The 25,209-nt window shown below is 46.6% G+C and carries 26 protein-coding genes and 2 pseudogenes; 13 read left to right on the top strand and 15 right to left on the bottom strand.

Translation table 11 applies throughout. The features are described 5' to 3' along the window. Nucleotides 1-153: 153 nt before the first annotated feature. From aqpZ to H6F73_RS06200, 4 genes are all read left to right on the top strand, one after another. Nucleotides 154-927 carry an aquaporin Z gene (gene aqpZ / locus H6F73_RS06215; RefSeq protein ID WP_242072346.1) on the top strand — a complete coding sequence of 258 codons (774 nt, stop codon included), beginning with the start codon at nucleotides 154-156 and terminating at the stop codon, nucleotides 925-927. Nucleotides 928-1,155: 228 nt separating this feature from the next. Beyond that, a complete protein-coding gene (locus H6F73_RS06210; protein WP_190757917.1) occupies nucleotides 1,156-1,569 on the top strand; it encodes a VOC family protein in 414 nt (137 codons plus the stop codon). Nucleotides 1,570-1,867: 298 nt separating this feature from the next. Further along, complete coding sequence (locus H6F73_RS06205) at nucleotides 1,868-2,509, top strand: hypothetical protein (protein ID WP_190757916.1); 642 nt, start codon at nucleotides 1,868-1,870, stop codon at nucleotides 2,507-2,509. A 78-nt stretch (nucleotides 2,510-2,587) separates the two neighbouring features. Next, nucleotides 2,588-3,073, top strand: a complete 486-nt coding sequence (locus tag H6F73_RS06200) for a gluconokinase (RefSeq protein ID WP_190757915.1) — start codon at nucleotides 2,588-2,590, stop codon at nucleotides 3,071-3,073. Between the two features lie 12 nt (nucleotides 3,074-3,085). Here the strand turns inward: H6F73_RS06200 and H6F73_RS06195 are convergent, their stop codons facing one another. From H6F73_RS06195 to H6F73_RS06185, 3 genes are all read right to left on the bottom strand, one after another. Further along, the gene (locus tag H6F73_RS06195; protein ID WP_190757914.1) at nucleotides 3,086-3,316 is read right to left on the bottom strand and encodes a hypothetical protein; all 231 of its coding nucleotides are present in this window, start codon (nucleotides 3,314-3,316) and stop codon (nucleotides 3,086-3,088) included. A gap of 143 nt (nucleotides 3,317-3,459) precedes the next feature. Continuing rightward, nucleotides 3,460-4,281: an SDR family oxidoreductase gene (locus H6F73_RS06190; protein WP_190757913.1), complete on the bottom strand. Its 822-nt coding sequence runs from the start codon at nucleotides 4,279-4,281 to the stop codon at nucleotides 3,460-3,462. 80 nt (nucleotides 4,282-4,361) lie between these two features. Beyond that, on the bottom strand, nucleotides 4,362-5,447 hold the full coding sequence (locus tag H6F73_RS06185) for a DUF2817 domain-containing protein (RefSeq protein WP_190757912.1): 1,086 nt from the start codon (nucleotides 5,445-5,447) through the stop codon (nucleotides 4,362-4,364). A 124-nt stretch (nucleotides 5,448-5,571) separates the two neighbouring features. On the opposite strand from H6F73_RS06185, the gene H6F73_RS06180 reads away from it, so the two are divergent. Beyond that, on the top strand, nucleotides 5,572-6,294 hold the full coding sequence (locus tag H6F73_RS06180; protein WP_190758331.1) for a TPM domain-containing protein: 723 nt from the start codon (nucleotides 5,572-5,574) through the stop codon (nucleotides 6,292-6,294). A gap of 82 nt (nucleotides 6,295-6,376) precedes the next feature. On the opposite strand, the gene H6F73_RS06175 is transcribed toward H6F73_RS06180, so the two are convergent. From H6F73_RS06175 to H6F73_RS06145, 8 genes are all read right to left on the bottom strand, one after another. Further along, nucleotides 6,377-6,760 (bottom strand): DUF4346 domain-containing protein, encoded by a 384-nt coding sequence (locus H6F73_RS06175; protein WP_190757911.1) that lies wholly within the window; start codon nucleotides 6,758-6,760, stop codon nucleotides 6,377-6,379. 183 nt (nucleotides 6,761-6,943) lie between these two features. Then, a complete protein-coding gene (locus H6F73_RS06170; RefSeq protein ID WP_190757910.1) occupies nucleotides 6,944-8,773 on the bottom strand; it encodes an aspartate kinase in 1,830 nt (609 codons plus the stop codon). A gap of 178 nt (nucleotides 8,774-8,951) precedes the next feature. After that, nucleotides 8,952-9,110 (bottom strand): hypothetical protein, encoded by a 159-nt coding sequence (locus H6F73_RS26235; RefSeq protein WP_206754740.1) that lies wholly within the window; start codon nucleotides 9,108-9,110, stop codon nucleotides 8,952-8,954. Further along, nucleotides 9,111-10,352 carry a tetratricopeptide repeat protein gene (locus tag H6F73_RS06165; protein WP_190757909.1) on the bottom strand — a complete coding sequence of 414 codons (1,242 nt, stop codon included), beginning with the start codon at nucleotides 10,350-10,352 and terminating at the stop codon, nucleotides 9,111-9,113. It abuts the gene before it with no gap. Between the two features lie 253 nt (nucleotides 10,353-10,605). After that, nucleotides 10,606-10,953: a DUF5615 family PIN-like protein gene (locus H6F73_RS06160; RefSeq protein ID WP_190757908.1), complete on the bottom strand. Its 348-nt coding sequence runs from the start codon at nucleotides 10,951-10,953 to the stop codon at nucleotides 10,606-10,608. Further along, on the bottom strand, nucleotides 10,950-11,267 hold the full coding sequence (locus H6F73_RS06155; protein ID WP_190757907.1) for a DUF433 domain-containing protein: 318 nt from the start codon (nucleotides 11,265-11,267) through the stop codon (nucleotides 10,950-10,952). The genes H6F73_RS06160 and H6F73_RS06155 overlap by 4 nt, the downstream gene beginning before the upstream one ends. Before the next feature lie 185 nt (nucleotides 11,268-11,452). After that, nucleotides 11,453-13,021 carry an NAD(P)H-hydrate dehydratase gene (locus H6F73_RS06150; protein WP_199330438.1) on the bottom strand — a complete coding sequence of 523 codons (1,569 nt, stop codon included), beginning with the start codon at nucleotides 13,019-13,021 and terminating at the stop codon, nucleotides 11,453-11,455. Between the two features lie 168 nt (nucleotides 13,022-13,189). Continuing rightward, nucleotides 13,190-14,086 (bottom strand): hypothetical protein, encoded by an 897-nt coding sequence (locus H6F73_RS06145; protein ID WP_190757906.1) that lies wholly within the window; start codon nucleotides 14,084-14,086, stop codon nucleotides 13,190-13,192. A gap of 247 nt (nucleotides 14,087-14,333) precedes the next feature. Between H6F73_RS06145 and mnmA the strand changes: the two genes are divergently transcribed. The 5 genes and pseudogenes from mnmA (at nucleotide 14,334) to sat (ending at nucleotide 18,573) form a co-directional block, all read left to right on the top strand. Then, on the top strand, nucleotides 14,334-15,386 hold the full coding sequence (mnmA, locus tag H6F73_RS06140; RefSeq protein ID WP_190757905.1) for a tRNA 2-thiouridine(34) synthase MnmA: 1,053 nt from the start codon (nucleotides 14,334-14,336) through the stop codon (nucleotides 15,384-15,386). A gap of 200 nt (nucleotides 15,387-15,586) precedes the next feature. After that, nucleotides 15,587-15,811, top strand: a complete 225-nt coding sequence (locus tag H6F73_RS06135) for a hypothetical protein (RefSeq protein ID WP_190757904.1) — start codon at nucleotides 15,587-15,589, stop codon at nucleotides 15,809-15,811. Continuing rightward, nucleotides 15,808-16,023, top strand: a complete 216-nt coding sequence (locus H6F73_RS06130; RefSeq protein WP_190757903.1) for a Txe/YoeB family addiction module toxin — start codon at nucleotides 15,808-15,810, stop codon at nucleotides 16,021-16,023. Before H6F73_RS06135 ends, H6F73_RS06130 begins: the two co-directional genes overlap by 4 nt. Before the next feature lie 105 nt (nucleotides 16,024-16,128). Next, nucleotides 16,129-17,115, top strand: a pseudogene (locus tag H6F73_RS06120) (hypothetical protein). Between the two features lie 276 nt (nucleotides 17,116-17,391). Continuing rightward, nucleotides 17,392-18,573 (top strand): sulfate adenylyltransferase, encoded by a 1,182-nt coding sequence (gene sat, locus H6F73_RS06115; RefSeq protein WP_190757900.1) that lies wholly within the window; start codon nucleotides 17,392-17,394, stop codon nucleotides 18,571-18,573. A gap of 344 nt (nucleotides 18,574-18,917) precedes the next feature. Here the strand turns inward: sat and H6F73_RS06110 are convergent, their stop codons facing one another. The 4 genes from H6F73_RS06110 to H6F73_RS06095 form a co-directional block, all read right to left on the bottom strand. Further along, the gene (locus tag H6F73_RS06110; RefSeq protein ID WP_190757899.1) at nucleotides 18,918-19,202 is read right to left on the bottom strand and encodes a hypothetical protein; all 285 of its coding nucleotides are present in this window, start codon (nucleotides 19,200-19,202) and stop codon (nucleotides 18,918-18,920) included. Between the two features lie 162 nt (nucleotides 19,203-19,364). Then, complete coding sequence (locus H6F73_RS06105) at nucleotides 19,365-19,988, bottom strand: cold shock domain-containing protein (protein WP_190757898.1); 624 nt, start codon at nucleotides 19,986-19,988, stop codon at nucleotides 19,365-19,367. 241 nt (nucleotides 19,989-20,229) lie between these two features. Beyond that, nucleotides 20,230-20,394: a hypothetical protein gene (locus H6F73_RS26390; protein ID WP_242072345.1), complete on the bottom strand. Its 165-nt coding sequence runs from the start codon at nucleotides 20,392-20,394 to the stop codon at nucleotides 20,230-20,232. Between the two features lie 83 nt (nucleotides 20,395-20,477). Then, nucleotides 20,478-20,690, bottom strand: coding sequence for a BrnT family toxin (locus H6F73_RS06095; protein ID WP_347239480.1), 213 nt, complete (start codon nucleotides 20,688-20,690; stop codon nucleotides 20,478-20,480). Between the two features lie 440 nt (nucleotides 20,691-21,130). On the opposite strand from H6F73_RS06095, the gene H6F73_RS06090 reads away from it, so the two are divergent. From H6F73_RS06090 to H6F73_RS06080, 3 genes and pseudogenes are all read left to right on the top strand, one after another. Beyond that, on the top strand, nucleotides 21,131-23,392 hold the full coding sequence (locus tag H6F73_RS06090; protein ID WP_190757897.1) for a caspase family protein: 2,262 nt from the start codon (nucleotides 21,131-21,133) through the stop codon (nucleotides 23,390-23,392). 165 nt (nucleotides 23,393-23,557) lie between these two features. Then, a complete protein-coding gene (locus H6F73_RS06085; protein WP_190757896.1) occupies nucleotides 23,558-24,409 on the top strand; it encodes a DUF3598 family protein in 852 nt (283 codons plus the stop codon). 114 nt (nucleotides 24,410-24,523) lie between these two features. Further along, nucleotides 24,524-25,132, top strand: a pseudogene (locus H6F73_RS06080) (Uma2 family endonuclease). Nucleotides 25,133-25,209: the final 77 nt, after the last annotated feature.

Below are 25,209 nucleotides of genomic sequence, written 5' to 3'. Positions count from 1 at the left end.
ATTTTTCAGTGTCCCTCTTTTTCTGGTTGCTGGCTTATTGAATTTTTATACCATTTCTGTTAAGCCCTCCAAATTGGTTGTTGGTAATGGGTGAGTTTCACATTACCGGCTACCCTTAAATTTGTAGTGCCAAAATCCAGAAAGGTATTACTTTTGATAAAAGCGTTAATTCGCTTTGCCGGCAACAAGCAACACACGTCGCAAGAAAACTTGTTGAAAGGCGAAATAAACAGAATTATGAATAGCAGAGCAAGAATTTTCATTGCCGAAATGATCGGCACAATGGTTTTAGTTTTAGGGGGATGTGGCAGTGCAGTTTTAGCCGGCAAACAAATAGGCTATTTAGGGGTTTCCCTCGCCTTTGGTTTATCTTTATTAGTGATGTGTTACACCATTGGCGGTATCTCCGGATGTCACGTCAATCCAGTAGTTAGCATCAGTTTAGTTTTTGCCAACAAAGTTAAGAAATCTTTGCTGCCAATTTATATTGGCGCTCAAGTGGTTGGGGCAATACTGGGTGCCGGCATTTTATATGCAATCGCATCAGGAAAACCCGGCTTTGATATCAGTGCCGGTTTTGCGACGAATGGGTATGGAGCGCATTCTCCTGAAGGTTACGGACTGTTTGCAGCAGCCATCACTGAAATCGTCTTAACCTTCTTTTTGATAATTGCCGTCATGGCAACCACCCATCCTAAATACATTCCATCGGGTTTTGCCAGTATTCCGATTGGTTTAGTATTGGTTCTCATTCATTTAGTCGGCATTCCAGTAACCAATACTTCAGTGAATCCAGCCAGAAGTATTGGTGTGGCGATTTTCCAAGGCGGGTGGGCTTTAGAACAGCTTTGGTTGTTTATTTTAGCGCCAATTGTTGGAGGAATTTTAGCGGTTTTGGTGTATAACATCATTAGCGCTGATCAATAGTTGTGATGATTAAGGGCTGAGGATTGAGTAAGAAAGATTTAGGTGAGAAAAAGTCTTGCTCATTTCTTATTTCCTCAGCCTATATTTTGAGAAAACCTTTTTAAGTTGTTTTTCTATTTTTAACTTAATTGTATCTTTTATAAAAAAGCAGATTAAAAGATATAGAGTGCCTTAAACAGAAATCGGAGTTTATAATATATTAGTTCTTCCAGAAGAGGGAAATGTTTTATGACCCTTGGTAGTGTGAATCACCTAAGCCTAACGGTTAGTGATCGATCCAAATCAGAACCGTTTTATAACGCGATTTTAGGATTCATGGGCTATCAGCAGGTGGAAAAAACCGATGAGTTCATCATGTGGTGGTTAAAGGATGCTGGAGCCATCTTAATTTACACCGGCAACCCGAATTCCCCGAACAAAATCCATGATCGCTACTCACCAGGATTGCACCATCTTGCTTTTAACGCCGGCAGCCGTGAACAAGTCGATAATTTATATAAGCTGATAGTCGAGATAGGCGCTACAGTTCTCGATCCACCAGCCGAATACAACCATTACGCACCGGGTTACTACGCAGTCTTCTTTGCCGATCCTGATGGAATTAAACTGGAATTGGTTTATATGCCTAATCTTCCTGAATAATCAGCTAATTTCCCTAGTTTTCAGGCAAATCCTCTTTTATGCCCTTAGTGCCGGCAGAAAGATCAGTAATTGTTCTAGGGACGGTATCCTTTCACCCTCATTCTGTGAGTTTAGCTAGCAAGAGTGAGTAACTTCTGAGAAAAAAGATCGGCTTGCTTCTACACCTATTGATAGGCAATTATTAACCCACAGATTTCTAGGGTTCTTACTATAGATAGGTGAAGAGAATTCGTACCAGTTCTAGGATGAAGAGGTAAGAAATTTAACCGATTACAAAAGTTTATCAGAAGGCGAAACCATGTTTAACAAGCGAGTTAATTCCAGCAAGTTGTTGAAACTGCTTACCGGCGTGGTAGGAGTAGCCGGCATGACTTCTTTAATGGGACTGCCGGCGATTTCCCAAACTACAATCAATCAAGATGGATCTTCGACAACTCCCACCAACACAGGAACTCCTGGCAGTACAATTATTCTCCCCGGTAATAGCGGCAACAATTCCACAACGATTACAACCCCAGGTGGCAGCACATTGACAGTACCGGGTAATACAGTTAACCCCACCGGCACAACCAACAACAATACTAATAACCTGCCTGCCGGCACCAGTGTGACGCCCGGTACAAACACCACTCCCAGCGCCATACCCAGTTCTTCCGGTGGTACAGAATCTAGAGATATCAACGGTGCGCCAGGAACCATTAGCACCCCCAGCGGTTCGCCAAACTCGCCCAATACCAACACCGGCACTACACCCACCACTCCCGGTAGTTTAAACGTTCCGAGCGGCACAACCAGTGGCCCTAGCGGCATTGTGCTGCCTAACGGAACACCGCCCATTCAAAACACGAACACCAATGGCGGCACCACAGTCACCCCTGATGGCAACATAGTCGTCCCCACCAATGGCACCACAACAACACCTAGTAGTGGGACGCGCTGAATTTAGCAAGCTTCTCAAATTATGATGATATAAGGGCGATCCGTTGGATCGCCTTTATTGTTAACAGATAATATTGAGATGATCCTTCTGGTAATGGGAGTTTCAGGCTCCGGCAAATCCACAATTGGTCTGCTACTAGCCCAATCTTTAAACTGGCATTTCAGCGATGCCGACGCTTTTCATCCACCGGCAAACGTTGAGAAGATGAGCCGTGGTATTCCCCTAGACGATGCAGATCGGCAACCGTGGATCGAAGAACTGCAACGGGCTATCGATGGGTGGTTGCAGGAAGACAAAAATGTGGTGCTAGCGTGTTCAGCCCTTAAAGAGAGCTACCGTCAGTTACTTCTGCGAGATCCGGAACGCATGAAAGTTGTTTACCTCAAGGGTTCTTTTGAGGCAATTGAGCAACGGCTGCGTTTGCGTGCGGATCACTTTATGAAAAGTGATTTGTTGCGAAGTCAATTTGATAGTCTTGAGGAGCCAAAAGAAGGAATTTATGCAGATGTAACTGAACCGCCGGCAACACTTGTTGAAAATATTAGAAGCCGGTTAGGGATCTAAATACATCTGTGCTCAAAACTCATACTCATTATCTAGCAAATCACCAAAACCATCAATACAATTTAATTGGTCGGCTTGTATTTCATACTTATCAATCCAGCGTTTAGCCATTTCAATTGCTTCATCCTCAGACTTCGCGTTGCGAACTGCAATGTAGTGATGACCATCCGAATCCCAAACTTCGACATAGAAGACTTGCTGGGTTTGGATAATCCAACGTTTGTAAGTTTCTGCTGGTTTCATACTGGCTTATTAACGTAAACGCGCCAATTTTGGCTGGCTAATGATTAGGAATAAAGGCTAATTATTAAGGCAAGAGAGATTTACATCGCATGAGTTTCGGTGCCATTCCTCTTCAGCGCGTGCCCAAAGCCAAATCCGATACTTTAAAGCAGCATCTCAGGATAAATTAGCGTATAACCCGCCGCCTTGATTTTCTGATTAGATACCTGTGCGTTATAAGGGCGAGTCGAGCGGGCTGAAGTATCCCAAGAAACCTTTTCTAAATTATGACGTTCGCACACCCGATCAATGACTTCGCGGGATGTAAGTGGAACATCATGCACAAGATTGTAAATGCCTTGTAATTGCTTTGTCAGAGCAAAATCGATTGACCCCACAATGTCTTCTAAGCGAATCCAATTCGTCCTATCTTCACCGGCACCCGGACGAGTTGTGCCGGCAGCCCGACTGAAAATCTTCACAAGTTCCCGATCAGGGCCGTAAATTCCGCCTAAACGGAGGATACAAACTTTCAAGTTTTCACCGGCAGCGCCTAATAACACTTGTTCTGTCTCCGATAAAATTTCACCATTTTCATTAGCCGGTGCAACGGGGGTTTCTTCATCCACCCATTCCCCATTTTTATCCCCATAAACACTATAGCTGCCGGTGTAGATGAGCTGCTTCACACTTGAAGTCTGCTTTAACTGTTCTACCAGTGTTTTTGCCGTCTCCAAGTAGCTTTCTCGGTAAGCATCTCCCCCCGGTGCACCCACACTCAGAAGCACTGCATCTTGATCTTGAATCACAGAAAGTATTGCGCCGGCATCATTTCCTTTCATCACCTCTACGCGCTGCGCGATCTCCTCAAGTTCCGCCACGCGCGTTTGGGTGGTTGTTGTGGCTGTCACCAGATGGCCGAATTCACGCCACCGGCGGGCAATTGCACTGCCAACGTAGCCACAGCCGATAATTGCAATCTTCATGATTTTATCCTCTTCAATGCTGCTGTAATGGAGTGTGATTTTTCCGGGCTATGGAATACAGTGTACAGGTTAATGTTTGGTCACTGAGATATTATTTTGCAGGCTTGTTTAACTAAATTAATGCCTTGAGATAGTGCGATTTCACGCCACCGGGGATCTGCCGGCGCGAAAATTTCTACCAATCTCTGCTTTGCCCGTTCCCAAGCCGGATCATCGGGCGTTCCCCACCAATGGGCGCGGTTTTCTGCCCGCAAGGCTTCAACAACTTGGATAATCGGATAGGTGCCAAATTCTGCAGTGAGAAAGTCATAGCGTGTCTGGGGAAATTTTGCTTGACACCAGGTTCCTAAACCGCCGCGTGTGGGGTAAGCCATGCCTTCGGTTGTCAAGGGTGAAACGACATCTGAACCGAAATTTTGAATTAATTGTTGGGCTTGTTCTGAGTCTGCCGGCACATCAATTAAAAGTTTATATGTAAATTTGCGACCAAGGCCGGTATGAAAATCAAGATGGACAACGTTTGTTGCCTCTCCCACCCATCGGGGAAGATTTTCTGCTAAAATTTGTTGGGTTTTTGAGGGAGAATTGCCTCCAAAAAATAGCCCTTTGGGAAAGTCATATTGCCCCACAGGTAAAGTATTTTTTAAAGCCGGCATCCCGTAACGCAAAATCAGCGCCATTGCTTTGATTAAAAAAGGTTCAAACTGCGATGGCGGTGAAGTTGGGTTGAAAAACGCATCGAGTTTGGGGTAATTTTCTGGACTGCCGTGATACTCTTCGCCGGCTAACAGAAAATTACGATTGAGATCGGCATTCTCTTCATTACACCGGCGTCGCCACGCAAAGCCATAGGGATTCAAAGCGTGAAGTAAAACTAAAGCAGTATCTTGGGGAAAACTGTACTTCTGAAAATACCCTTCAAGCAGTGCAACTTGCACAGCCGAACCGAAAAAACCTTCAACTCCATGCAATCCACTGGAAACAATCAGCACACGCTTGGGGTTGAGTGATCCCAAAATTGCCACATCAATCGTCAATTCTTCCCCATTTTGCCCGAATTCGTCAATCGCAAAAGCCTCAACAGAACATCCGAAAGCACTCGCCCCGCAACGAAAGCGATGCCGTGCAGTAAAGTAATCTGGAGAAAAAGCAGCAGTGTCAGACATCTATCAAAAAATCCCCGAATTCCTGAATGCCGGCGCAAAACTCAACCTTCAATCCTCAAGCCGTTAGTTTTACCGGCAATTTATATAGTATTTTTTGTAAACGATCTGTTTTAGGATTCTTATGATTAAACAGCTCCTCAAACAAATATTCAGCACTTTTCAATATCATACCCGTCTTCTTTTGTCAATAGCGGCGCTCGTTTTGGCAACGCAATTTGTGATGGCACCGGCACACGCCACCGGCGTCTATCAAATGCCGAGTTTATCAGCCGGTGAGCGCACTTGGGTACTCGATGAAGATGATGCCATCAGCCGGCTTAATGAAGGGCGGATCAGCAGCGCCTTGGAGAAGCTAGCCGATCAAACCGGCAAAGAAGTCCGGTTTGTCACCATCCACCGGCTTGACTACGGCGAAACCATCGAAAGCTTTACCGATAAGCTGTTTGAAAAATGGTTTCCCACCTCAGAAGCACAAGCAAATCAAGCCTTATTGGTACTCGATACCGTTACTAACACCGCAGCGATTCGTACTGGGGATAAAGTGAAGACGGTTCTCTCCGATGAAATTGCCCAAAGTGTGGCTTCGGAAACCCTGCTTGTGCCTTTGCAGCAAGGCAATAAATACAATCAAGCCTTTTTAGATGCCGGTGATCGCCTTGTAGCGGTATTATCGGGTCAGCCTGATCCGGGTGCGCCGGTTGTGGTAGACACCACGAACGTTGAAAGCACGTTTAAAAAAGCAGAAGAAACCAACACCGGCAATGCAACCATTGTTGTGGTTGTGCTTTTAATTGCCGCTACGGTTATCCCAATGGTCACTTACTTTTTCTATCAAGGTTTTTCCTAAAATTTACACATTTAATCTGCATAAATTTACAAGTTGCTTTTGATCAAAAGCTGTAAATCATGCAAATTAAATGGTTTTTAGCTTAATCTTGAACGTAATCTTGGCCATTGACTAAAGCCATCTCAGCCCGGACAAATTCCCGCCCCAGATAAGCTGCATGATCCAGCAGTGTCACGGGACTGGGCTGAGTTTCTTCAAAAATTTTAACGCACAGTTCTTTAGCGGTTCTGCCGGCAAACTCAGTCGCGTGTGTGCGTTCCACCTTACCTCTGGCGGGGATAACTTCGCCGGTTTCCGGATCGACAGCCAACCCGCGTTCATCAATGGCATTGGTGAAGTGCTTCGCGCAAATTAACCCCGATTCGCGATCTAGGTAAATAATAAAGTAACCGCCCGGATCGAGAACGAGGTGACGCTTAGACAGTTCTTCATCAATCGCAGCAAGGTCTTCAAAAATTTGATTCATGGTTAGTAACTAGATGAATTCTGTTCCTAGATCGTCGAGAATTAGTCTCGTTCTTTTAACAGAACAATCCTATTTCTAGTTTAGAAGTCCTTGGCTGCTTAATCATTCATTCACGCGATCAAAAAGGGCGAGGGGCATCTAAAACACCCCCGCTTCCCAACTTTTTTCAAAGCAACTGCAACTTCAAGCCGGCACCTCTATTTTTTGAGTGCCGGCTAATTCAAAGGCTGTGTGGATCGCTTGCAAAGCCTGCACACCACTTTCTTCATCCACCACACAGCTAATTTTAATTTCAGACGTGGCAATCATTTGAATATTGATTTGCTGTTTCGCCAGCGCATCAAACATCTGCGCCGCAATACCGGGATGGTTAACCATGCCAGAACCCACGACACTAACTTTGGCAATTGCCGTATCTAGCACCACCTCAACACTTCCCCACTCAGCCGCCAAAGCTGCCAAAGCCATCCGGGCGTCCTCTGCATCAGCCCTGGCTACGGTGAAGGCAATATCCCGCGTTGCCACGCCATTAATAATGCGACAGCGCTGGGATTGGATGATTGTGTCAACACTGATATTGCGCTTTGCCAATAGTCCGAATAACTGCGCTGCCATGCCGGGGCGATCGGGGATATGGCGAATCGCAAGGCGGGCTTGTTTCATATCTAGCGCCACGCCGCGTACCGGGGGCGGGAGGGGGAGAGAGGGGGAGGGGGCGAGGGGGAGAGAAGATTGTTCGCGTACCGGCGAACTATTGACTTCAAAGGTTTCGCAGAGGGCGGAGATCGCGCGATCCCCATCTTCGGCGTCGATGACGCAACTAACTTTCACTTCAGAGGTGGAAATCATTTGGATATTCACACCGGCATCCGCTAAAGTTTGGAACATCTGCGCCGCCACGCCGGGACGCCCGATCATGCCGGCACCGGCAATACTGACTTTAGCGATTTTCCGTTCCACCATTACCTCGGCTTCATCGGGTGCAGCATCAAGGTGACTGCGAAGCGTGGGGGCGATCGCAGACGCTACGGCTTCGGCTTGATTCAGGGAATGTTTGGTAACAGTAAAGGCGATATCGTTGCTATTGCCTTCGTGAATAGACTGGATAATTAAGTCAACATCCAGGTTTTGTTTGCCGATCTCGCCAAATAAACGCGCTGCTACACCGGGACGATCAGGTACTCGCAGCAGGGAAACCTTTGCTTGATCGGTGTCAAATTCTACCGCATCAACCGGATGCACAATTTCTAAGCCTTTCAGGGGGCGGGGAACGCGTGCCGGTGAGATGACTTTTGTGCCGGGGTCATCTGTCCAACTAGAGCGTACCACTAAGGGAACGCCGTAATTACGGGCAATTTCTACCGCGCGGGGATGCAGTACCTTTGCGCCCAAACTGGCAAGTTCGAGCATTTCATCACAGGTAATTTCTGCCATTAGCTGGGCGTCTGGCACGAGGCGCGGGTCGGTGGTTAAAATACCGGGGACATCGGTATAAATCTCGCAGAAGTCTGCCCTGAGTGCAGCAGCGAGGGCAACGGCTGAGGTGTCGGAACCGCCGCGCCCCAAGGTAGTAATTTCTAAGTCTGCGCTGCTGGCGATACCTTGGAAGCCGGCAACGACGACAACTTTACCGGCATCAAGCTGGCGCTGCATCCGATCAGTTTCAATGCGTAAAATGCGGGCGCGGGTGTGTTCCGCTTCCGTGACAATGCCGACTTGTGCGCCGGTGAGGGAAATTGCCGGCTGTCCGAGTTCCTGCAATGCCATGCTGAGGAGGGCGATGGAAACTTGTTCGCCGGTGGACAGCAGCATATCCATTTCCCGCCGGCTGGGGTTTGAGGAGATTTCATTGGCTAGTTTCACCAACCCATCGGTGGTTTTTCCCATTGCAGAAACCACCACTACTACCGAGTTGCCGGCTTTCACCGAGTTTATTACACGTTGAGCCACTGCTTGAATGCGTTCGACTGACCCAACGGAACTGCCACCATATTTTTGAACGATTAGCGCCATAACACTTCTCCCACCAACGCTGCTTGTGAATACCTGGCCGGCTGCGGCGTTTAAGCTGTCAGGGATGCCAGAAAATTTGTATTTGCGATCAATCTATTAACTTATCAGACTCGACTGCGCGGAAACCGCTAAATTTTAGATTCTCTCGTCTGCCGGTGTGTGGGATATCTGTCTGAGGTTATAAGTTGTGGGGAAAATGGGGGTGATTGATGCGCCGGATGCCGGCAGCCTTGAGGAAGATGATCCTTGAGACTGTGCCGGCATATTTCGAGCAAGATATAGAAATGTGCGGTTGCTTCGCGTTTCTAATGTTGCCGGCTGTAATGCTGCAATTCATCTAAGCTTGGTAAAAGTCCGGTTTAATTTCAAGGGCGCGGTTGTAGGAAGTAAGCGCCTCCTCATAGTGACCTAAATAATCTAGACACATCCCCCGGCTATACCAAGCTTCGTGATCGTTAGGTTGAATTTCAACGACACGGTTGAAGGAAGTGAGCGCTTCTTCATGCCGGCCTAATCTAGCTAGCACTTTTCCTTGATTTTTCCAAGCTTCATGATCGTTGCGGTTAATTCCAACGGCACGTTTTAAGGAAGTGAGTGCTTCTTCATACCGGCCCAATTTATTCAGCGATATGCCCAGTTTTACCCAAGTTTTGTGGTAATCGGGTTTAATTTCAAGCGTGCGGCTGAAAGAAGCAAGTGCCTCTTCATATCGACCTAAATCATTTAGTAAATTACCTCGATTATACCAAGCCTGGTGGTATTCAGGCTTAATTTCAATTGCGCGAGCAAAAGAAGTGAGTGCTTCTTCTTGCCGGCCTAATCTAGCTAGCATATTCCCTTGGCTATTCCAAGCCTCATAAAATTCAGATTTAATTTCAACGGCGCGATTAGAGCAAATGAGCGCCTCTTCATATTGCTCTAATTCAGCAAGCAATAGCCCGCAGTTATACAAAGCTTGGTAAAAGTCAGGTTTAATTTCAACGGCGCGATTATAGCAAATGAGCGCCTCTTCATACTGCTCTAATTCAGCGAGCGAATTTCCCTGGCTATTCCACGCTAGGTGAAAGTTGGGTTGAATTTCAACGGCGCGGTTGTAGGAAGTAAGCGCAGCAAGAAAATCTTCTCTCCTGTATTGTTCATTGCCTCGATTAAACCATACCTCAGCCCCTTCAATATTTTCCTCTAAATTTTCTATCTCTTGCCGCTGCGGTATTTGTGCCAGTAAGTGCCGACCTATTTCTACTGCGACTTCCCCCAATCTCTCCCTACGAATTTCCCCAAACTGTACCAACCGCCGCGCTAATTCTTCATGCTGCGCCGGCACACTTTGCAACGATTCCTCAAACCGACGCAACCAGGCGATCCACTCCGCATCTGTAACCCGTTTAGCTATCAAAAACCCCTTCACCGATCCCCGACTCCACCCCTCACGTACCCCATCAAGTAACTGCATGAAAACCGCCTCAAGTTCTTCATCACTCAGGGTTTGACGCGGTGGCGGCGGAGGGGATGGCGGCTCGTTGTTACTAAATAAGTCCGGAAACTCTCTAAAAAGACAATTCCAAATATTGTTTAACATTTGAGGGGCTAGAAAAAGTCTAATAATTATCCTACCAATTTTACAGATAAGATTTCTTTAATCCCCACATTGACATCAGGAAACTAGACTGTAGCAATAAAAAGAACGGGATGCCGGCAGCGTTGATTGATTCTCCCCAAACCCACCAGAGGTTAAAATTGCCGGTTAATAGCGAATGCCGGTTAAAGCCGGCTCACATCCTAATTTGTTATTTTCAATACCAAAAACACTTTGTAATAAGATATCGCATCAACTACAAAGGCAAATATTGAACGCAATTAGCAAAATCTTCAGGAGTGCCGGTTTTTGCGATGATTTCCAAGTCGCGCACACAATCCCCAACGCTAACAAGTCGTTGATGAGCGTAGATCACACCAGAGAAGCTTACCCCCTCACTCTGCCGGCGTTTTGCTATAGCTAGAAAATCTTCATCTTGTGTAAAAATAATGCGCTGAAGTTCTGTAGCACGGTCAAGTAAAATCGGATCTGGTGTACCTTTCCGATTATCTTCTTGAACTGTTAAGACATCAACATCCCGCAAACGTAAACCTAGCGTAATTGCTAGATGGATATGTTCATCCATATAAAGCGCTACGCTCACTTAATCAATCCTTGAGCGCGAAGTTTTTTAGAGAAAGCAGATTCTCCAGCTTCTAGACGTAACTTTTCAGCATACTGGAAACGTCGCTCCATATCTGCATCAAGCTCCTGTTTATAATCCCAATAATAAGCTAATGCCGAATGAATTTGGCTCATTGTCAAATAGCGATGGTTCAGATGCAACTCGGCTGGACTCCAACCGTAAGCAATATGAGCCTCCACTAATTCAACAACTTTCATCGTAGTGCCGGCAATTATCGGGACATTACCCTCAGCGAGTTCCACATATTTATATTCCGTAGCTGTGAATGTCATAGGTTTTACCTCATTAATTTTATTGCTGTCTGGTATCGCATCAATTTTACAAATTTTTCTCAATGAGTATTGCTTAAACTCTCTCAATCAATTTCATCGCTTTAACCGGCACTCCTACAAATTAGAGCAATTAGGAAAAACTGTTATTGATGCCTGCATCATTTTGGCAATGAAAATACCTAAAACTAAACCGGCACGTTTTTAGCAAAGTAAGATTGCATCATCGGCAGCAAATATTGCGTCAGCGTAAAGGCATCTACCCCTAACTCTGTGCGTTCCTGGGCTGCTAAAATGCCGGCTTTTGCGTGCCACCAAACTGCGGTTGTGACTAACGGTTCCACCGGCATATTTCCCGCAACCGCCTGGGCAATTAAACCCCCCATCAAGCCGGTTAAAACATCCCCACTGCCACCCCTTGCCAGCGCCGGCGTACTTTCTGGATTAATCCAAACTGAACCATCGGCATGGGCGATCGCGGTTCTCGCGCCTTTTAACAAAACAATTGCTTGACTTTGCTGAGCCGCAGACTTTACTGCATGAATTCGATTATTTGTCAAGTCTTCAATGTCGGGAAACAGCCGCTTAAACTCCCCAGCATGGGGCGTCAAAACCGTTAAAGCTTGCCGTTCCGCCAAAGTCGGGATTGTGCCCAGTTGCGCCAAGACATTCAACCCATCCGCATCGACAACAACCGGGCGATCGCTTTCTAACACCATTTCTACCACTGCTGCGGCCTCTAAAGTCAAACCTGGGCCGCAGGCGATGGCACTGTAGGAAGTCAAATCAGTCCCCACCGGCAGCTGTTCAATCGCCCCAGAATCTGTTTCCGGACAACCAATGATTAAAGCTTCGGGTAGCTGGGCACTCAACAGCGGCTTAATCGACTCTGGCACCGCAATAGACAGCATTCCCACACCACTGCACCGCGCTCCTAACCCGGTTAAAATTGCCGCGCCGGTATACTTCCGAGAGCCGGCAATCAGCAGCAGATGCCCCATTTTGTACTTATAGGTTGACTGGGGACGCGGCAGGGGAACGTGAGCAAGGGCAACGGAGGGCGTGACGCGACGAATTGCCGGTGCTTGCCCCACAACTGCCAAAATATCCACCAAAGGCAAATCAAAATCAATCAATTCCACCTCGCCGGCATACTGCAACGCATCGTCTTGCAGTAAACCCAACTTCCACAAACCCAAACAAAGCGTCCGCGTCGCCCGAATTGCTGTTCCCAATACCTCGCCGGTATCCGTATGCAACCCGGAAGGCAAATCAATACTCAACACCGGCTTGCCCCAAGTATTAATCTGGTTAATTGCATCAGCAATAGAGCCTTCTAAGGGTCGCTCCAGCCCAAAGCCAAATAACCCATCTATTAATATTTCAGAGTCCTTGAGCGCATCAATAACCTCATAAGAAGGAATCCCTAATCGCGTTGCATAATGAGCGTGCTGATCCGTCAGTTCCTTCAGCTCAGAAAAAGCCCGATAAATCGAAACTTCATAACCTTTGAAATGCAATTCTCTTGCAATCACCAAGGCATCGCCGCCATTATGGCCAGGGCCAACTAACACCCCCACTCGCACCGGCATCGGATAAAGCGTTTGAATGCGGCGGATAATCAGTCCAGCCACCTTTTCCATCAAAGCTGCCACCGGCATCCCAGCGTCAAACACTCGCGCCTCAATCGCACGCATTTGTTCAGCCGTCACTGCAATTTGCTGAATCTGTTCTTGCCGGTGTTCAATCCCTACCAAAACGCTCTCTCCTAGCTTCTAATCCTAAGTCAATCTCTAACTCCTATCCCCAATGCCCAATGCCCCATGCCCAATGCCCCATGCCCATACCTTTAGGTTGGCGCAGCCTTGCCCCATGCCCAATGCCCCATGCCCAATGCCCCATGCCCCATTCCCAATCCCAATCCCCTACCGACCATAGTAAACCCGCGCATTCTCCAGCCCCAAATCTATTAAATAGCGGTTCCAGCGTTCTGCTGTGCCTCTATCTGCGAATGGCCCAACTAAGACGTGGTAGCCGCGAGGTTTGTCTCGATCTTCCACACCTTCTGCCGGCACACCGAGTACGCGCACTTGTTCTGCAATCACCGGCAAATCTCTTTCCGGTGCGGGAATGGCGACAAAATAATCATTGTCGCTCGTTCTCCTCGTCGCTGATGAGCCTGTGAAATAGCCGGTGCTAGGATTAGCTCGACCCTCTATTCTGGATGAGTTGGGGAAATAGGCATCTGTCCTAGGGTTATATCGACCCTCTATCCGGGCGACTTCAGCCCGAATATACAGCGCTTCAATCTCTCGCTCTCGCCGCTTTGCCAATTGTCGATCATAAAAAGTGCCGGCTTTGATCACCCTGCGTCCTTTGTACTGATCAATATACGCATCCGGTGCGACTCGGCGGACTTGTTCGAGCATTTCGTTACTCTCCCCTCTCACATAAACCAAATATTGCCTGGATACTTGTGCAAGTAACTGGGAGGTTGGCACATCTGATAAATTCCAAGATTCTGCCCCAGCAGGGCTTTGACACGCCATCAGCAAACAGCCGGTGAGCACTAATGCTTTTTGCAAGGCAATGGAGTGCGAATGGGACACAATAGCGAAAGTCGTCAGAATCCAACTATCAAATAGTCTTTCAGTCGGTTTTAACCGACTTTTGCTATTAGCCGGGGGTTTTAACCCCTGGCAGGTTTGGGAAGAATGAAACAGCCCTACTTTTTGCAAGGAGGCAACACAACTCGGACGGTTATCACCGGCATCCCTGCTGTTGTTATTGCTGCTGGGTTGATGTTGCTGATTTACACTCATGCCGGTTTCCCCACAATGCTCTACTCTGTAGTCTCGGACAAAATTTGCGCTCAGTCTACCACACGCAACCCCAGCTCTTTCAATCTCTTTCAATCTCTCCCATCTCCCTCTCAACACACCCCATCTCCCGCTCAAAACTCCCACTCAGCACTCAGAACTTAGAACTGGGCACTCCCTCTGGCTCCCACTCTTCCCCTGCCGGTGTTAGCTTAGAGTAATAGGTAATTTTTTGCAGTTGTTCAAGATCATGAACAAAGTAGTGGTGGGCCTCTCCGGTGGAGTCGATAGTTCAGTTGCAGCGGCAACCCTCCACCATCAAGGATATGAAGTTGTGGGACTGACCCTTTGGCTGATGAAGGGTAAAGGTCAGTGTTGCACGGAGGGGATGGTTGATGCTGCCTATATTTGCGAACAATTAGGCGTTCCCCATCACGTTGTCGATATTCGTGAAGTTTTCCAGAGCAATATTGTGGATTATTTGGTCGCCGGCTACAGTGCCGGTGTGACGCCGCTGCCTTGCTCTCAGTGCAACAAAACGGTCAAGTTTGGCCCCATGCAGCGCTACGCCCGTGAAGAATTGGGCATTGATAAAATCGCAACCGGCCATTATGCGCGGGTTAATTACGACTCTGCTAGCGGGCGCTATCAACTGCTGCGGGCTTTAGACCTCAACAAGGATCAATCTTACTTCTTGTATGATTTATCCCAGGAAGTGCTAGCTGGGTGCGTGTTTCCTTTGGGCGAACATACGAAAGCGGAAACCCGTCGTCTCGCGGCTGAATTTGGCTTGAAGACTGCCGATAAGCCGGAAAGTCAGGATTTGTGCTTAGTAGAAGCCAATGGTTCCATGCGGGCATTTCTAGATAAATATCTCGCGCCGCAAAAAGGCGAAATTGTTGACACAACCGGCAAAGTGTTGGGACATCACGATGGCATCCATCACTATACGATCGGTCAGCGTAAGGGAATTGGGATCGCTGCCAGTGAACCGCTGTATGTGGTTGCCCTAGATGCCGGTCGAAATCAGGTAATTGTGGGAAATCGCGCCAGTGTTCATCAATCGGAATGCACGGTACACGGCGTTAATTGGGTGTCTATGGCGCAGCCGGCAACCCCCATCAAGGCACTCGCCCAAGTTCGTTACCGTACCCCTGCAATGCCGGCAACCGTGATTCCTTTAGAAGATGCCGGTGTTCGTCTGGTTTTTGATGAACCGCAGTTCGGGATTACTCCCGGACAAGCGGCTGTTTGGTATGCCGGTGATGTTTTATTAGGCGGTGGCGTCATTACTCCCGAATAGTAAAGCATGAGGGCGCAAAACCTGATTATTTGTAGGATGGGTAAAGCGAAGCCCGAATTATTCGTCTCACTTTATCCATCCGGCAAGTGTTATGTTTCTTCCTACTACAGAGGCGATTTTTGTTATGAAACTTTACCCCTACTTGCTTCACAGTCTACGCCATATTCTCTAATTGTTAAAACTCAAAATAGGTAAAAGCGATGTCAGCAGTTTATCGCTTAAAAGCTAGCGAACTAGATCGTAATTTTTTAGAAGAAATCAAAGCCATTTTTGGGGATAAAGAGATTGAAATTATTATTGCTGAATTTGATGAAACCGAATATCTTTTAAAATCAGAAAGTAATAAAAATAAACTTTTGAAAGCAATTGAAAATGTTAAAAAAAAGCAAAATTTAGTTGAGGTTAACTTACAGGATTTGCAATGAGCAGAAGAATTATTTTTGAATCATCTGCTTTTGCAGACTTTAGCAAATGGGCAAAGTTAGACAAAAAAATCTATCGCAAAATTGTCGAACTAATTAAGGACATAGACCGCTCACCGTTTGAAGGATTAGGTAAACCTGAGCCTCTGAAATACGAATTAAGTGGTTTTTGGTCAAGGCGCATTGATAATGAACATCGTTTGAAAAACAGTTAATTGAGTAGTCTCTATGAAATCTATTTCTGGCAAAGCACTGTGTATTCATTAAGTTTGATTGGGCTTAATAGTAATATTTCAAGGCTAGAATGAGGAGTAACACTTGTGAATTCAATAGTTTTGCAACTACAAAGAGATGCACTTGACCCCTCTATTTCTGTTTTAACTGTTCTCCGTAGAGCTCTTGTGGTTGCTAGAAAGCTAAAGATCAAGGAATTTGAGGCATGGATTGAGTTAGAACTAAAGGGATATAACGGGCATTCTATACCTCAATATCGCTCTATTAGAGGGAAATTAAGAGGATGGAATTGTTATAATGGATGGTGTCCAATAGTTACAGATGATCAAGAGTTTTTAGAGGATCTTGAAAACATTTGCAATTGCTGAATTGGGCAATCAATGAGTGAGCTATCTGCTTTGATTGAGGATACAGATGACGAACTACAGATGCAACTGCCACCTACAATAGAGTCCTTTTTGGCTTCTAGGGTGGGTACTTCAGTAAAACTTAGTATTTGCCGAGCAAGTGTAAAAAGGATTGTGGAATCTGTCAGAGATGTGATTCTTCAATGGGCTTTAAAGTTGGAAGAGGATGGAATCACAGGCGAAGGGATGGTCTTTTCTATGGAAGAGCAACAGATCGCTGCTAGACATAATTACAGTTGTTTAATTGAGATTAATATAGGACAGTCACAGATGCAAAATTCCTCATCAGAAAGTCAATCAAACTCGGACTCCTTCAAAAATGACCTTCGTGGAGCTAACGTTGCTAATTTTGCAAACCAAGTTTCGGGTAATGCAAGACAGCAAGCAAATCAGCATATTCATTTATCCGAAGCGAGAAAAACTCTTGCGGAAGCAGCCGAGGAGATTCAACAACTCCTGAAGCAGTTAGAGCAAACGAATCCGACTGCAACTGAGCAAGAAAAAGTGGCTTATGTTAACGATGAAACTACTCCCAGTTTCAAGCGCCGTGCCGCTGGTGCGCTTCAAGCAAGTAGTGAAACAGCAATTGACGAGTTCATTCTGGAAAATAAGTATCTTAAAGTCGTGAAAGCTGCTATCAAAGGTTGGTTACACCCAGGTAGTTGAGTTATTTGATGCTACCAGCAACATAAAAAATCAAAAGCACGGGACAGACAAAATCATTGCATTTCCTTCCAAAATAAAATTACCAATATCCGTTATTCTTTCTTCCTAGCCCCCCTGCTTCTCCATCGGTATTCTTGGAGTGGGAAGGAAGTCAGCCGGCTCTTCCCCTTCACACTTCCAGGAACCCTGCTTCCCCTGTGCTCCCTCGCGAAGTAGGATAAATGAGGAAAACAGGATCATTCCAACCAATTTCAGTCAACGCAGAGAGGGATTGTTTTGAGTCAGCATCTAGACGGTATTGCCCCCCACGGCGGCTACCTAATCAATCGTATTGCTACATCTGCCGAAGGGCAGGAATTTCTAGAACAAGCGGACGTTTTACCCCGCGTGCGACTCGATGAAAGGTCTCTTTCCGATCTGGAACTAATCGCGATTGGTGGGTTTAGTCCACTCACCGGCTTTATGGAGCAAAAAGACTATGAGCCGGTTGTATCTGATATGCGCTTGGCGAATGGACTGCCTTGGTCAATTCCAATTACGCTGTCTGTGAGCGAGGAAGTTGCAGAACCCCTGAAAGAAGGCAGTTGGGTGCGCTTAGATGACCCCACCGGCAGGTTTGTGGGTGTTCTCGAACTGACGCAAAAATATCGCTATAACAAAGCCCATGAGGTGATTAACGTCTATCGCACCGATGATGAAAAGCATCCGGGTGTGAAAGTCGTTTACGAGCAAGGGCCAATTAATTTAGCCGGCCCTGTATGGTTGTTCCAGCGCGATCCTCACCCCCAGTTTCCCAAATACCAGATTGATCCAGCCGCATCTAGGAAGCTGTTTAAGGAAAAGGGTTGGAAAACTGTAGTTGGTTTCCAAACCCGCAACCCCATTCACCGCGCACATGAATACATTCAAAAATGCGCTCTCGAAACCGTTGATGGTTTGTTCTTGCATCCTTTAGTGGGTGCAACAAAAAGCGATGATATTCCCGCTGATGTGCGGATGCGTTGCTACGAAATTCTGCTGGAACATTACTATCCCAAAGACCGGGTCATCATGGCGATTAACCCGGCGGCGATGCGTTATGCCGGCCCGCGTGAAGCGATTTTCCATGCCCTAGTGCGGAAGAATTACGGCTGCACTCACTTTATTGTTGGGCGCGATCATGCCGGTGTGGGTAATTACTATGGCACCTACGACGCTCAATATATCTTTGATGAATTTGAGCCGGGTGAATTGGGCATTTCGCCAATGAAGTTTGAACACGCTTTCTATTGCAAACTCACACAGGGAATGGCGACTTCAAAAACCAGTCCGAGTAACCCGGATCAGCGTGTTCACCTGTCAGGAACGAAGGTGCGGGAGATGTTACGTGCCGGCCAGTTACCGCCGCCAGAGTTTTCGCGTCCAGAGGTTGCCGCTGAACTAGCCCGTGCGATGCGAGTGCCGATGGAATCTTTTTAGCGATTGCCGGTATTAGGGAATTATGGGATTTTCTCGTCGATTACGGAAACGTTTTAGGCGTGAATACTTTTACTCAAAGACTCTAGCGGCATGGGGAAGTTTTAAAGAATTATTTTTGAATAGTTAGTTCCCATTTTGAATGAAAAATTCAAATTTCCTGCATTCAAAATTATCTTTTTTGCTTCCCTTCTTCCTCAGCATAAACGCATCTTAATTAAGTTTGCATCTTCTGTTCTCTATAATAAATTTAAGAGTTTTAAAGACGAAAGATCATCACCGGCATTTAACGCTTCTGCAAGAATATGAATTCGCTTTAATTTATCTGCGTCAAACGGTTAGTGTAATTACTCCTCAAGATAGCGGACAGGATTTTGCCCATCGAACTTTACTTGGCAATTCACAATCCGTCCCTGCTGAAACTTCAAAACAAGCCGATTATCGTCTCTTCGCCAACTTGCACTTCGGTCAAAAATGCCCTCGATCATTTGTGTTCCCTCAAAATTGACTATTTGAACGTGAGTGATTTGCTGAACTTTATCTTCAGCAATGATCCATGCCTGAGATTCCTCTTTAGCAATCAGTTCAAGCAAGTTATTTCGGGTGCGAACTTGGACAATAAATTTTGACATTACTTTCAACTGATATAAACAATTTGACAACGACTAAATCCTAATTATCCCACCTGTCAGGTGAAGCAGCCTAACGGCAAAAGCCAGCGCCGGCAGTTAACCTCGGCAACTTCACCAGCAGGTTTCAATCATCCGCTGCCCTAAAGTATTGGGCTGCTGCGGCTACTTCGGTGCTTTACGCCAACCATTTGCGATCGCCTCTGACTCTGTACAAAACCACCTTTCTCCCTTTGTTGGATCGATTCTTGTTGCTTCGTAATCTTCCATACCCGGAAGGTGATAAAGCTTATCGCCGGTACTAATCGAGATATTGCCTTTGATAACACATTCTTGGTTTGTGACGGCTCTCATTGGAGAGGCAGAACCGGCTGGTGTTGGGGTAGCTCTAATTGGAGGGGCAGAACGAGTAGGACTAAGGGTCGTAAAAAGCGCAATGACAGCCAGAGCTCCAAGGCTAACAACACTTTTAAGTAAACCCTGTTTCCTTGGTGCCGGCTTGGTTTGCAAAGGTCGAGCTGCACCGCCTTGTTTCCTTGCTTCCTGCTTGGTTTGCAAAGATTGATCTGCAACACCTTGAATTGAAGCTTTAGCAGCACGTACCTTCCCGTCTGGTTCAGCAACTCGCTCGTAGAAAATCGTATCTCCGACTTGTGGCCGGCGATCTGCTCTCTTCAGCGCACTGATATGCAAGAAAACTTCTTTACCGCCATCTTCTGGCTTGATGAAGCCAAAACCTTTATCATCTTTCCAGGTTGTCAGTTGACCTTTATTGAGCACAGGTTCCATAAAATAGCCTCATATTGATGTTCATTTGTAGTGTTCCCAAATTGAAATGAGGTTACAACAAATATACCAGGCGATTGAAAATTGCTGGCAAGGGCGCTTCGCTAAGACGGCTACAAAAATCAAGTCTGCCGGCGCGGAGTTTGATAGCCTGTGACAGTGTTTTGAGTCTGTGTTCCTCTGAATTTTAGTTGCCTTTTTCAGAAACGTGCGATGCTCTCAAATAACTTTTATATTTCACAGCTCATTTTTCGTCGGTCATATCCAACGCTGTATTAGCCGGCACTTTGGGAACAATCGCTGGATTTTCCTGCATAATTCTGATTAGAACCCGTAAAGCTTCATTGACTGCATCAGCATTAAGAAATATCTCTGCAACATCAGGTTCTAAACGTACAGTTGTCAGCAAAATTCTTGCGCCCAGAACCTAATCTTCTGACTCGCAAGCTCTTTAAGTCATACTCTGATCGAAGCTCATCTTCCCTGTCTGACTTATCCCTGTTCATAAGCTTCTCGCTCCGCTTGCGTTACTTCTCTAGCACTAATAAGACGAATAGAATTTCCTCGTTCTGTGTAGGAGACAATTAACAATCGCTGCCGGTTTGACTCTCCCACAATCAGGTATCGTTCCTCGTCTTCTGAGTGATCTGGAGCGTAGAAGTCAACATAGAGCGGATCGGGGAAAAACGGTTTTGGCTTCCTCAAACGAAATCCCGTGCTTTGAGAGGTTTCTTATTGCTTTATTTTCGTCTCAATCAAACTTCATCTGATTATTGTAACCTCGTCACAATCGAGGAATCACGGCTGCAAAGAGAGAAATATGACTCGCGGAATGTCTAGATGTTTATGTATAGGAGATTACAAAGTAGAGGATAAACACTGAGAAGGTGAAGAATAAAAAGCAAGTTTGCTACCTTTAAAGACTTAAATTAAATAGTTAAATAACTCCGGTTAGGTTATGAGTGTGTGCGGCTGATATGATAATATGCAAATTGACCAGGACTGCAAAGCAAAGCCCCACAGCAGTTTGCTCACTTCATTCCCGCACGTTTACGGAACCGCCACCCCAATGCGTGAAAGGCGTAATCGAGGTCACCCCAGCCACCTGAAAATTTAAACTAAAAGTAAGAGCCAAGGAAGAGCGAATGGGACTGAAAAGGCGGGAATTTTTGCAACGAGCCGGCAGCTTGCTGGCAGGTTTGGGAATGAGTGAAGCATTGCTGGGGCGAATGGGCGATCGCTACTATCAAGCCCTGGCACAGCCAAACGCTCGGAAGTTGGCGCTGCTCGTTGGCATTAACCAGTATGGCACCGGCAACACCCTCAACGGCTGTGTAACGGATGTGGATCTGCAACGAGAACTGCTCATTCACCGCTTTGGCTTCCAACCGGCAGATGTTTTGACGCTCACCGACAGTCTCGCCACTCGCAATAATATTGAAAATGCCTTCGTCAGCCATTTGAAGGAACAGGCAAGTGCTGATGATGTCGTGGTTTTCCACTTCAGCGGCTATGGGCGTCGCATTCATGCCGGCGGTGAGTCTGAACCGGCACCCAATTCAACGGCTAAACTCCAAAATTCTTTCGTGCCGGTCGATGGTATCCTTGGCTCCGATACCACCTTGGTTAATGATTTATTAGAAGAAACACTGCTGCTGCTCATACGCTCACTGCAAACAGAACGCGTTTTGGCAGTGCTCGATACCAGCTACACCTATCCCGGCAACGCCTTACAGGGAAATTTGCGGATTCGCTCTCGCCCAACCCCGATGGCAGATGCAACCGACTCTGATGAACTGAATTTTCAGCAACAACTGCGGGAAGGAATGACTCAAAAACGCGCCTCTGGGGTGCCTGGAGTGATTCTGACAGCAGCCGCACCCGACCGGCAAGCGGCTGAGATGCAGTGGAATGGATTTAGCGCCGGCTTATTTACTTACGCCCTTACCCAAAGTTTGTGGGGGGCAACACCGGCAACCACGCTAAACTTCAACCTGCAACGGGCAGCCTGCACCCTCAAGCAACTGGCAGGGAAAGATCAGCAGCCCCAAATCCTTCACGAAACCAGCAAAAAAAATACGTTACCAGTGCCGGTGTCCCCAGTTGGGGCAGATGGGGCGGTGATGTCGGTGGCGGATGATGGTAAAACCGCTCAGGTGTGGTTGGCAGGACTGCCGGCACGGGTTTTAGAATCTTATGGCGTCAATTCTCTGCTGAGAATCGTTCCCCAAGAACCGGCAGCCGGAGAAAATGCCACGTTGCTCCAAACTCGCTCTCGCAGCGGTTTGACGGCGCAAGCCCAACTTTTATCAGCGAATGGGGCGGCTGTTACGCCCCTAAAGGTGGGACAGTTCGTTCAAGAAGCCGTCCGAGTGTTGCCGCGAAATATCACCTTGACGGTGGCTTTAGAAGCCGGTTTAGACAGAATCGAGCGGGTGGATGCAACGAGCGCTTTTTCCACGATTTCTCATGTCTCGGCGGTGGTGGCGGGTGAACAACCGGCTGATTGTTTATTTGGGCGCGTGCGAGAAACTTTACTCGCCCAAACCCCAACATCTGCTTTACCCACCCTCGCACAAGGCAGCTACGGCTTGTTTTCCTTGGCGCAAGATTTAATTCCCAATACAATCGGCGAAGGTGGGGAAGCCGTGAAGGCAGCGGTGCGCCGGTTAACGCCACAACTACAAACGCTTTTGGCAGCTAAGTTATGGCGCTTAACCGCAAATGAAGGATCTTCTCGTTTGGGGATTACAGCCACTCTCGAACAGGTGGAGGGCACTGAACAACGGGTACTGCTTGAACGCCAAACCTTGCGAGAACAAAGCAATAAAGCAACACACCGCGCGGCTCACCAGGACGCAGATTTAGGCGTTTTGAATTTATCTGCCGGCAGCCGTATCCAGTACCGGCTGAGAAATGACAGTGATCGCCCGGTTTATTATATTCTGCTGGGTTTAGATCACCGGGGACGAGCCTATGCCGGCGGTGTTTGCGAAGCCGTTGCGCTTTGTGCTGTCCAGCCTGCCGGTTCTACAGAAGTTGCTCAAACCCAACCGGCTGTGCAGCAAAATGCGATCGCCCCAGGAGAAAGCGTGACAATTCCCTCGGCTGCGTCTCAGTCTGCCTGGATCGTGCGCGGTGCCGGTGGGATGACGGAAGCGCAAGTGATTTGCTCGACTTCTCCCTTCACTCGGACAAGTGCGGCGCTGGCAGCGGCAATGCCTTCAAGGGGAGAAGCTCAGCCTATTGGTGTGCTGTCAAATCCTTTGCCGGTGGCGCAAGCACTTTTGCAAGATTTACACGAAGCGAGTGCCGGCAGTGCTCAACTGGCTGGGATATCAAGCGATGCGTTTGCTTTTGATGTGAATGCTTGGGCGACGCTGAGTTTTATTTACCAGGTGGTTTAAGGTGGAGAAGGTTGTTATCTCTAAATAAGATGGGAAAGTTGCCGGCATTATGGAATCTGAATTTTTGAGGCCGGCAGGAAACAATTTAGAATAAGGAAAGGTTCGAGAAGTTAGGTCTCAATCTTTTTTTGCCCTATTTAATCTTCAAAATTAAACCCTTGAATTATGTCTTCTCAATGGAATAACTTTTTGCAAAATCTCGGACAGTGGCAAGGTTCATTTACTCAACTTTCCCCTGCCGGTGAACTGATCAATATGACTCCCAGCGTGCTTTTTTTAGAAGGGTTAGAGGATAACCAAAAAGTTCGCCTCAGACTGCGCCGGTTTGCTCCAGATTCTGGAGGTTTAGAGGAAACCAATGTTCAGGAGATGGTGCGGGAGTATAGTTCTCTAGGGCGAGATATTTTGTTTTTTGAGAATGGAGCATTTTCTCAAGGCAGCATCCAATTAGCACCTTACGCGGAATTTGGGGCAGAATTTGGGTTTATTGCTAATAACAATCGGCTGCGCTTAGTGCAGTTATTTAACCAGGATGGCAAGCTGGATAAATTGACGCTAATCCGGGAAATGCGGGCGGGGACAGAGGTTGTAGAACGCCCTCCTTTGACTTTAGATCAATTGCTGGGAGAATGGCAGGGAGAGGCGCACACGCTTTATCCCGATTGGCGTTCACCCGATCAATTTTCAACGACGTTGAGATTACAAAAAGACGGTGCTGATCGTGTGGTGCAACAACTGAGTTTTGGTGCCGGCGCAGGTATCCAGGGTTTTACTTCTAAAGGTCGAGTTGAAGGGAAAACTATCCTTTTTGATGAAGGTTCTGTGCCGGTGCAAGTGTTGATGTTACCCGATGGCGCGTCTTCTACTTGTCTTCAATCTGTTCAACTGCGTCAGTCGTTCTTTTTAGAAGCCGGTTGGTTAATTCAGCCGGATTTGCGTCAGCGTTTAATTCGCCGCTACAGTGATAAGGGTGAATGGGTGAGTTTGACGCTAGTTACTGAGCGGAAAATTAATTAAAATTGTAAAAGTTTAAATTCAACCACTGATAAACACAGATAAACACAGATAATTTATTCGTGTTGAATTATCTCTAGTCATTGATGCAGATGGTTGCTAAGTGAGGAACACAACATGGTTCAATTAGTCCCACAACTTCTTACCAGCGATGAATTTATTAAACGATACGGCGAGGATGATCGCTATGAATTAATTGATGGCGAATTAATTAATATAGAACCAACAGGATTACACGAGCAAGTCGCTGCGATGATTGGGCGAAAGCTAAATGTGGAGATTGAGCGCTAGAATACTGCTTATTTTATTCCCTATCGATGTCTTATTAAACTATTAGGAACAGAGACGGCTTTTCGTCCTGATGTCATTGTTTTAGACCAATCTCAACTGGTAAATGAACCTTTATGGAAACAGGAGCCGGTAATTACATTAGGCGCTTCAATCAAACTTGTGGTTGAAGTTGTAAGTACAAACTGGCAGAATGATTACGCCCGAACGGTTGAGGACTAGGCAATTTTAGGGGTTCCTGAATATTGGATTGTGGACTATCTGGGTGTTGGCGGCAGAGAGTATATTGGCAAACCTAAACAGCCGGCAATTACAATTTGTACCTTGGTTGAGGATGAATATCAAAAGCAATTATTTCGGGGAAACGATTTGCTCGTGTCTTCAATTTTCCCAGAATTACGACTAACGGCTCAAGAAATTTTTGTAGCCGTAAATTAGGAAACTTGCTCAGTTATTTTCTGAAAGTTTCTTATTCATTAATTGCATTTTTATTTTCTCTGCTTAGAAAAAGTTAC

It is taken from the genome of Microcoleus sp. FACHB-68 (assembly GCF_014695715.1).
Lineage (GTDB): Bacteria > Cyanobacteriota > Cyanobacteriia > Cyanobacteriales > Oscillatoriaceae > FACHB-68.
Note: the sequence above shows the minus strand (reverse complement) of the source record. Positions and strands in the feature narration are given on the sequence as shown.